The sequence below is a fragment of the Citreicella sp. C3M06 genome, assembly GCF_018860705.1.
In the GTDB taxonomy this organism is placed as follows: domain Bacteria; phylum Pseudomonadota; class Alphaproteobacteria; order Rhodobacterales; family Rhodobacteraceae; genus Salipiger.
In genome coordinates this window covers 44,444-52,700 of sequence record NZ_JAHKQA010000016.1, presented here as the reverse complement: position 1 = coordinate 52,700, position 8,257 = coordinate 44,444, and the positions used below count along the sequence as shown (strand labels likewise).

At 63.9% G+C, this 8,257-nt stretch carries 7 protein-coding genes and 1 pseudogene; 2 read left to right on the top strand and 6 right to left on the bottom strand.

Annotated elements, in window-relative coordinates:
• From KO516_RS04295 to KO516_RS04280, 4 genes and pseudogenes are all read right to left on the bottom strand, one after another.
• Positions 1–182, bottom strand: a pseudogene (locus tag KO516_RS04295) (UDP-glucose 6-dehydrogenase); the annotation flags it as partial.
• A gap of 126 nt (positions 183–308) precedes the next feature.
• Positions 309–1,337: a replication initiator protein A gene (locus KO516_RS04290; protein WP_216002576.1), complete on the bottom strand. Its 1,029-nt coding sequence runs from the start codon at positions 1,335–1,337 to the stop codon at positions 309–311.
• A 484-nt stretch (positions 1,338–1,821) separates the two neighbouring features.
• Complete coding sequence (locus KO516_RS04285; RefSeq protein WP_216002575.1) at positions 1,822–2,277, bottom strand: hypothetical protein; 456 nt, start codon at positions 2,275–2,277, stop codon at positions 1,822–1,824.
• A complete protein-coding gene (locus KO516_RS04280) occupies positions 2,277–2,960 on the bottom strand; it encodes a ParA family protein (RefSeq protein ID WP_216002574.1) in 684 nt (227 codons plus the stop codon). The genes KO516_RS04285 and KO516_RS04280 overlap by 1 nt, the downstream gene beginning before the upstream one ends.
• Positions 2,961–3,546: 586 nt before the next feature.
• On the opposite strand from KO516_RS04280, the gene KO516_RS04275 reads away from it, so the two are divergent.
• Both KO516_RS04275 and KO516_RS04270 read left to right on the top strand, forming a co-directional pair.
• Complete coding sequence (locus tag KO516_RS04275; protein WP_216002573.1) at positions 3,547–4,797, top strand: glycosyltransferase family 4 protein; 1,251 nt, start codon at positions 3,547–3,549, stop codon at positions 4,795–4,797.
• A 519-nt stretch (positions 4,798–5,316) separates the two neighbouring features.
• A complete protein-coding gene (locus KO516_RS04270; RefSeq protein ID WP_216002572.1) occupies positions 5,317–5,982 on the top strand; it encodes a sugar transferase in 666 nt (221 codons plus the stop codon).
• Here KO516_RS04270 and KO516_RS04265 read toward each other — a convergent pair.
• Together KO516_RS04265 and xrtD are read right to left on the bottom strand one after the other, a co-directional pair.
• Positions 5,979–6,638 carry a rhomboid family intramembrane serine protease gene (locus KO516_RS04265; protein WP_216002571.1) on the bottom strand — a complete coding sequence of 220 codons (660 nt, stop codon included), beginning with the start codon at positions 6,636–6,638 and terminating at the stop codon, positions 5,979–5,981. The genes KO516_RS04270 and KO516_RS04265 overlap by 4 nt on opposite strands.
• Position 6,639: 1 nt before the next feature.
• On the bottom strand, positions 6,640–8,238 hold the full coding sequence (gene xrtD / locus KO516_RS04260) for a VPLPA-CTERM-specific exosortase XrtD (RefSeq protein ID WP_216002570.1): 1,599 nt from the start codon (positions 8,236–8,238) through the stop codon (positions 6,640–6,642).
• Between the last annotated feature and the right edge of the window lie 19 nt (positions 8,239–8,257).

Genomic DNA, 8,257 nt, shown 5'->3' with positions numbered 1-8,257 from the left:
AGCGTCAGCTTGCGCTCTGCGAGGAACTCTTCGAGCTCGGCGTCGACGATCGGGCATTTGCCCGCATTCACCATGTCGACCCGCTCTTGCGAGACATCGACGGCGGTGACCTCGTTGTTCTGCGCAAGCAGCACGGCATTCGACAGGCCCACGTAGCCCAGGCCGGCAACGGCGATCTTCATCTCGGTATTCCTCTCAAGTGCCTTGGCCCGGTGTAGAACCCTTTGAAGACCGCCTCAAGACACGGCGGACGTCATCCGGATCGAGGGGCCCCGTAAGAGCGCCCTGCCCAATTCCTGTGCATCGGGTCAGGGTGCGCCGCGTCGTTCCGCCCATTTTCGACAAAATCCCAGAAAGGCCATCTCCGGATTGCGCGGGCAATCGGTCGCCCAGTCGCGCCATTCGGCCTCGATCATCCGCACGTCCCAGCCCGGCGCGGCGGCGCGCGCCATGTCATAGACATCCGGGTCCAGCGCCGGGATGCTGATTGCCTCGGCGTAATCCGGCCCCACCGTGCCGCGCGAGCGCGCCACCAGATGATCCTTTTCATCGTCGATGCGAATTTCGTAATCGGGCATGTGGCCGAATTTCTCGTCCTCGTCGGCGATCGCCGCCACGAGGCGGCGGAATTCGCGCAAGGTCGAGCCCGATCCACATTTCTTCTGCAGCACCGCAAGGCTGACCCGCCATTCGCGCTGCCGCCCGCAATGCTTACGCGCCAGTTCGTAGATGCGCCGTTCCAGCGGCTTGCGCAGGCGGAAATATTCGCGCGACAGCGTCAGCACCTCTTGGGCGCGGATGGCGTTGAACACCCAGTCCGACAGCTTGACTTCGACCTCCTGCATGCGCCCGTCGCGGGTTTCGCGCACGATCTTGGCGCGTTCGATCAGGCCGAAGGTCTCGAAGACCTCCTGCCCGCCGGTGCTGATATTGGTCGAGATCCGCGTGCCCGCGAGCCGTTCCATCGCCGCCTTCAGCAGGGTGTAGCCGCGCCCGGTGGTCATGCGGTTGGTGGCCTTGAGCAGGTCGGCGGCCTGAAAGCGGATCACCTGCTGCGGCTCCTTGCCCTCGTTCATGCCCTTGATCAGCGCCGAGATGCAGTAGATCAGCACGTCCCGGTCATGCACCGTGGCCAGCCCGTCGATGGATGGCTTGATCTCGACGGTGATGCCGTTGTGCTCGTATTTGCGCGGCCTCGTGTCCGGCTTGGTGCTGAGCGAGAAGATCGGGTGTTCCATCGAGCCAATGTCGCCCTTGGGCGCGGCATCGAGGATGTCGCAGACGAAGAAGTCGCCCTGCGGGTGGCGGTCCGGCAGCAGCGGCGATGCAATCGTCATTCTCGGGCCCTCGCTTCGACACTTCACACACGTTCGACCGTACAACGACACTTCACACACGTCCAGCTTGGAAACGACACTTCGCACACAGTCGCTTCGACACTTCACACACGCAATCGGCTCCGAAATGGCAAAGCCAAAGGCGGAACGACCAGAGTTTTAGGACAGCGGAGTCGGTTTTCCCGCATGAGTTGCGAATCGAAGTAGAATCACCACTTTGCACACGGCGAATCACCACTTTACACACGCAGAATCACCACTTTACACACGGGGGGTGTCTGCAAGTTGTTGAAAGATAAATTAAAAACAGGCCTCAAAACGGGCGTAACACCTTATTTAACCCATATATAACACCCCTCGCGCCGCCGAATGGTCTGTCGCAGGGCAAATCCCCTGCCCCGCAAGGCTGTGAAACGACTCGGAAAACGACGGATGCCGCGCCCGGCAGGGAACGCGGCATCGCAGGCGCAGACGAGATCGCCGGTCAGCCCCGGCGCTTGCCGCGCGCCTCGAGATCCGCCGCCAGAAGCGTCACCGCGTGTTCCAGCGTCTCGCCGAGACCCCAGCCGTGGGCGTCGGCGACGGCACAGAAGGCCTCGATGGTCTCGGGTCTGGCCTTGATGTTGAACTGCGCGTTGCGTCCGGTGCGGCGGCGGCGCTGCGGGCGCGGTGCGGGCTTGGATTCTGTGTTGGGGTCTGTGTCCGGTTTCGGGGCCGCCTTGCGTCTGGAACCCCCCTCCCCTGCCCCCGGCTCGCGGGAGCGGAAGCCCGTCGCTTCGGCCAGCTGGCGCGAGGCTGCCTGGGTTTCGGGGGCCGGTTTCGGGCGGGGTTGGCGCGGCGCGCTCCATTCTGCCGGATCGAAACGGTCGAGCTCGTCGTCAAACCCCCCTGCGAAACCGAGATTGGCGCGGCCCGGTGCCTTGTCTGCCTGTCCGCTCATCAGCCCACCTCCGCCATGCGGACGGCCTTGAGCCGCGCCAGCACCTCGCCGGCAAAGGCGCGGGCGTTGGCCTGCGCTTTTGCAACATTGCTGACCAGCGCCGGATCGAGCGCCCCGAGCGTGCCGCCATAGTCGAACAGGTCGCGAAAGGCGGCGCGCTCGACGATGGGCGTGGCGAAAACCTCGATCCCGGCCTGCGACAGCTGGGCCTGCACGTTCTTCATCGCCCGCGAGGTGACCGCGGCAGAGGTGCGCGTCAGCGCCACCGCATGCGGGATGCTGCGGCGCGCCATGCGTTCCTGGTTGCGGATCAGGCGAATGGTCTTGGCGCCGCCCTTGGCATCCATCGACGAGCCTTGCAGCGGGATGACCACGAGATCGGACATGCCGATGGCATTGGCGACCATCAGGCTGGCGGTGCCCTCAAGATCGACGATGACGAATTGCGCGTCCTGCGCCGCCTCGTCGATGCGCTCGACGATGCTGTCCTCGGTGATGTCGCCAAGGATGGTGATGCCCTCGGGCTTGCCCGGCAGCCCGCCCCATTGCGAGATCCAGCGTTCGGGATCGGCATCGATGACACAGACCTGCGCCCCGCGTTCGGCAAGCTCGAGCGCGAGAAGAAGCGCGGTGGTGGTCTTGCCTGCCCCGCCCTTGGGGTTGGCGAAGGAAATGACCGGCATGAGAACTGCTCCCTCATGGATGTGGTTTTTATGATTGTGGACCAAGGATAGCCGATCCGGACCGATGCGTCATGAGCTATCGGTTAGCTATCTGGTAGCTGTGATCTTGCCGCACGCTATCCAAATGATAGCCGATAGCTAACGGCTTGCTAGAAGATATCCGATAGCTATCGGCTACTATTTGACTACCTGACAGATACTATTTGGATAGCTGTCAGGTAGTATATCTTCTGCACAGTTTCAGGCCGGGCACGGTGGATTGGACCGCGCTTCGAAGAGAGGATCTTCGGGCTGATTTAGATGTTGCCATTACACCTCAGAGGGTATTTTTCCGCAAAAGCAACTGGTTTAAGGAGCACAACCCGCTTGTTCGAGCCTGTGTCTGACGGTAGTAACGTTTTCCAAACACACTCGCAGTAGAGACAATCCCGCGGTCCCGGTCGGGTGTCTTGAAAATCGAATACCCCGGGGGAAGACACTGTAAAATGACATCCCCCCGCATCAATACACGTCTCTGCCTAGTTGCATATTGCATGATGCATCCCTCCAGAGCCCTCCCGATGCGCAAACCGATCTGCGCCTGCTGATGCCCCGCCGCGTTCTCATCGTCGTCGAAAACCTGCCCTTGCCGCTTGACCGGCGTGTCTGGCTCGAGGCGTCAACGCTGGTTCAGGCCGGCTACGAGGTCTCGGTGATCTGCCCGCAGGGGCGCGGCTGGGATGCGCCCTACGAAGAGATCGACGGGGTGCATATCTACCGTCACCCCGAGCTGCCCGAGGCCCATTCCGGGGCAATCGCCTATGCCCGCGAATATCTTCTGGCGATCCGCTACTGGTTCCGGCTGGCGCGGGTGATCCGGCGCGAGCGTGGTTTCGATGTGATCCACGGCTGCAACCCGCCGGACCTGATCTTCCTTCTGGCGCTGCGCTACAAGATGTCCGGCGTCCGGTACCTGTTCGACCACCACGATGTCTGCCCCGAACTGTTCGAGGCCAAGTTCGGTCGCCGCGGGCTGCTGTGGCGGGTGATGCTGTTGTTCGAACGGCTGACCTTTGCCGTGGCTGACGTGTCGATTTCGACCAACGAGAGCTTTCGCCAGATCGCCATCAACCGCGGTCGCATGTCTCCAGAGGACGTGTTCACCGTGCGCTCGGCGCCGCGCATCGACAAGTTCCAGCCGGGGCCGGGCGACACCAGCATCCGGCAGGGCGCAAAGACGGTGCTGGGCTATGTCGGCGTGATCGGCCAGCAAGAGGGCATGGACCTGCTGGTCGAGGCGCTGGACATTCTTGGTCGTGAGATGGGCCATGACGACGTGCGGCTGGTGATCGTGGGCTTCGGGCCGCATGTGGCCACGGTTCAGGCGGATGTCGCGGCGCGCGGGCTGAGCGAGCGGGTGACCTTTGCCGGGGCGCGCTATGGCGAGGAGCTGCTGGCGATCCTCAATGAAATCGACATCGGCGTCGCGCCCGATCCCAAGAACGCGATGAACGACATCTCGACCATGAACAAGGTCATGGAATACATGACCCTGGAAAAGCCGCTGGTGCAGTTCGATCTGACCGAGGGGCGCGCCAGTGCCGCCGATGCGGCGCTGTATGCCGAGGCCAATGATCCGCGCGATTTCGCCCGCCAGATCGCCCGGCTGATCGAAGACCCGGAGATGGCCGCCGAACTGGGCCGCAAGGGCCGGGACCGAGTGCTGGAATCGCTGTCGTGGAGCGCATCGGCCCCGCATTTGCTGGCTGCGTATGACCGTGTCTTCGGCAAGTTGCATCCCGGCAAGACCGGCACCGTGCCGCAGAAGTCGTCGGACCCGCACGCATCGACTCCCTGAAGCCGACTGTCAAGGGGGCTGTTGTGCGAATGCCTGTTTTTTAGGAATCTCCTAGTAGTTGTGCGCAGGAGATTGTCCCTTCTGTGTCTACAATGCTGCAGATGCAGAATATCCTCGATTTGGGTTGATTTGGATCGGGCGGCTCCGCTAGCTCTCGTCATGGGTGTATTCCTGGACGACAGTTCGGGTGGCACCATGGCCGGGCGAATTTCACCAGGCTGAGGACGGCACAAAAGGCGGACGAAACTTGGAAATCTGGAATATTTTCCTAGTGTTATACGCGATTGTGACATTTTCGGCGTTGTTCCTGACCTTTCGGGAGCATCGCAGCAGGGGTGCGAAAAGTTTGCTGCATCTGTTTGGGGGATATCTGCTGTGCACGGTGTGGCCGGCAGTGGTGGCGGTCATGGTGATCTGTTACCGCTCGAAGCCTCAGGACAGCTGAAGCCGCGATTTCCCCCGTGTTGACGATTTTGGGTTTTTGCCCGCAACAACCTTGCATTGCAGGAGTGTACTGGCATGGCGATGGAATGCGACACGCCGGGGCTCGCCCCGGCGACCACAGATCTACGGCGCGGCGGCATTTACCGCAGGGGCGGAAAACGGGCGCTGGATCTTTGCCTCGTGCTGCTGGCGGCTCCGGCAATTCTGATTGTGCTGCTGCCGCTGATGATCGCGGTGGCCTGCGATGGCGGCTCGCCGTTCTACACGCAGTTGCGGGTCGGGCAGGGAGGGCGGCTGTATCGGATGTGGAAACTGCGCTCGATGCAGCCCGATGCCGATCGGCTGCTGGCCGAGCATCTTGCCGCCAATGCCGAGGCGCGGGCGGAATGGGAACATAGCCAGAAGCTGAGCCATGATCCGCGCATCACCGCGGTCGGGCGGATCATCCGCAAGACCTCGATGGATGAATTGCCGCAGCTGTGGAACGTGCTGCGCGGCGACATGAGCCTTGTCGGCCCGCGCCCGATGATGGACAGCCAGCGCGCGCTGTATCAGGGGCGCGCCTATTACCGCCTGCGCCCCGGCGTCACCGGCCTGTGGCAGGTCGCGGCCCGCAATCAAAGCAGCTTTGCCGCCCGCGCCAGTTTCGACACGCTGTACCACCGGCGCCTGTCGCTGCGTCAGGATCTGGCGTTGCTGGCCGCGACGGTGGCGGTGGTGTGCCGCTGCACGGGGCGCTAGGGCAGGGGCCTTAGCACCGTAAGCGCCAGCGCAGCGGCAACAAAGCCGCCCAGATGGGTTTCCCAGGCCAGCCCGCCCGCCTCGAACCAGGTGGCGACAAGGTTCAGCGCCAGCACCGCAGCGCTGCGGCTGGCGCACATGCGCAGGATGCGGGCGCGGGGCTGGCCGTCGCGCGCCATCTGGTGGGCTTCGGCGGCGATCCATGCGGCAACCATCCCGAGGATCGCGCCCGAGGCGCCCACCATCGGGCGCGGGCTCGTGGCCAGCAGGCCAAAGGCCAGCCCGCCGCCAAGCGCCGAGATCGCCAGCAGGGCCGCCAGCCGCGCCGCGCCAAAGCTGCGCCCGAGCTGCTCGCCCAGCCAGCCGAACACCAGCAAATTGCCAAGCAGATGCTGCCAGCCGGCGTGCAGGCACGGGTAGGTCACGAACATCGCCAGCGGCTGCATGGGATAATTGGCCTGCCAGCCGTGCAGCAGCCCGGCCCAGAACCCGCCGTATTGATAGGCCAGAGGACGCCACAGCGGGCTGCCCCACAGCCCGGCATCCGCCCCCGACAGCGTTGCCTCGACCAGCACGAAGACGGCAGCAAGGCCGATCCAGACCCCGCGCGCCGCGCGCATGCTGGCCGGGCCTGTCGCGGGGGGGCGGCGGGTCATGTCATTCGGGGATGTAGCGCGGCAAGCCCGGCAGCAGCTCGGCCATGAAGCCCTGCAGGCGGGCCTCGGCCGAGGCGTCGGACTCGCCGCGGGCCATGGGGGTGACAAACCGCACCAGCGCGCCATCGGCCCGCCCGCGTGTCAGCCCGTCCCAGACCACGCTGGCCTTGACCGCGTAATCATTGGTCATCCGCTGGCCGCGCTGTTCGAACCAGTAATAGACCATCTGTTTCGTCAGCCCCTTCTGGATCACCGCGCGGTTGACCATGAAATCGCCATAGGGGGTGTCCGGCATGCTCACCGGCACCGTGTCCAGAGAGAACATCTCCCAGCCGCCGACCGGCAGGCAGACCTCGGGGGAATGGATGCCCGCGCCTTCGGTCTGGGTGGTATAATAGGCGGCGAAGAAATTCACCGGCTGCGCCACGTCTGGCGACGAATAGGTGACGTTGATGTAATCAGAGGCCTTGAGCACATCGCGCGTTTCCTGATCGAGCGACGAGAACAGCCCCTGCCAATCCCCGATGGCGCGGGGGAAATGGACAAAGTTTTCCCGCACGATGCGCTCGCGCTCGGGGGTGGGGGCCAGCAGCCAGCTGCCCGCGATGGCCACCGACAGCAGCGTTGCCGCCACCAGCCCCTTGCTCAGCGGGATGCGCAGCACGCGGGCGGCCTCTCCGCCAAGCCCGTCGAAATCCAGATCGATGGTGTCGGCCAGCGTCTTGGGGTTGCGCGTGGTGTGTTGCAGGATCACCGCCAGCAGGAACAGCAGCGCCACGCAGGCGCCAAAGATCACCCAGCCCTCAAAGACATGAAGGAAGCCTTCGGCCTGTGCGATGCCGAAATGATTGACCAGAATGCCGATCACCCCGATGCGAAAGGCGTTCATGAACACCGTCAGCGGCGCCGCCGTGAGGAACAGCAGCGCCTTGTGCCAGAACGGGCCGCGATACAGGATTGCCGTCAGGTAGCTGAAGCTCAGGATCGGGAACAGGTAGCGCAGCCCGGAACACGCCTCGGCCACCTGCAGCTTGTAGACCCCAAGGTCGATCACGTTGCCCTCAAGGAACACCGGGATCTGGGCAAGGCGAATGAACCACACCCCCAGTTCAGAGCTGATCAGCTGCAACGCGATGGTCATGTGCCAGTAGAGGAACTGCGGCAGCGGCAGCATGAACACCAGATGCAGCACCGGCAGCTGGTGTTTGCGCCCGCGCTGCCAGCCCATCACCGTCAGCACCAGTCCGCCCACCCAGAGGATGAAGCCATAGGTCACCACGTCGGGGATGCGCACCAGATTGCCGAGAATGCCGATGCCCAGCCCCAGCGCGATCACCACAAGCCCCGGCCAGCGTGTCACCGGCGCCGCCGCATCACGCGGCGGCGCGTGGCGCAATTCGCGCAGGAACAGGTAGAGCGAGATCAGCGGGATCAGCGGCCCGTGGCTGTATTCCGGCGTCGACCAGGCCGAGGCCAGCGATTGAAAGCCCAGCCAGAACACCGGCAGCGACGCGATGACAAGCAAGGCAAAGGTGGCAAGCCCGGCAGGGTTGAGGCCTCGGGCGGGCAGGGCCCCGAAGGTGGTGGCAGAGCTGGGCACGGCAAAACCTCTGTCGTCT

What these genes read in the sequence shown, in the direction of transcription:
- KO516_RS04280 (WP_216002574.1), bottom strand. Translation starts at nt 2,960, where the DNA reads ATGCCGGTCATTTCCTTCGCCAACCCCAAGGGCGGGGCAGGCAAGACC.
- KO516_RS04265 (WP_216002571.1), bottom strand. Translation starts at nt 6,638, where the DNA reads ATGACCCGCCGCCCCCCCGCGACAGGCCCGGCCAGCATGCGCGCGGCG.
- KO516_RS04285 (WP_216002575.1), bottom strand. Translation starts at nt 2,277, where the DNA reads ATGAGCGGACAGGCAGACAAGGCACCGGGCCGCGCCAATCTCGGTTTC.
- KO516_RS04290 (WP_216002576.1), bottom strand. Translation starts at nt 1,337, where the DNA reads ATGACGATTGCATCGCCGCTGCTGCCGGACCGCCACCCGCAGGGCGAC.
- KO516_RS04275 (WP_216002573.1), top strand. Translation starts at nt 3,547, where the DNA reads ATGCCCCGCCGCGTTCTCATCGTCGTCGAAAACCTGCCCTTGCCGCTT.
- KO516_RS04270 (WP_216002572.1), top strand. Translation starts at nt 5,317, where the DNA reads ATGGCGATGGAATGCGACACGCCGGGGCTCGCCCCGGCGACCACAGAT.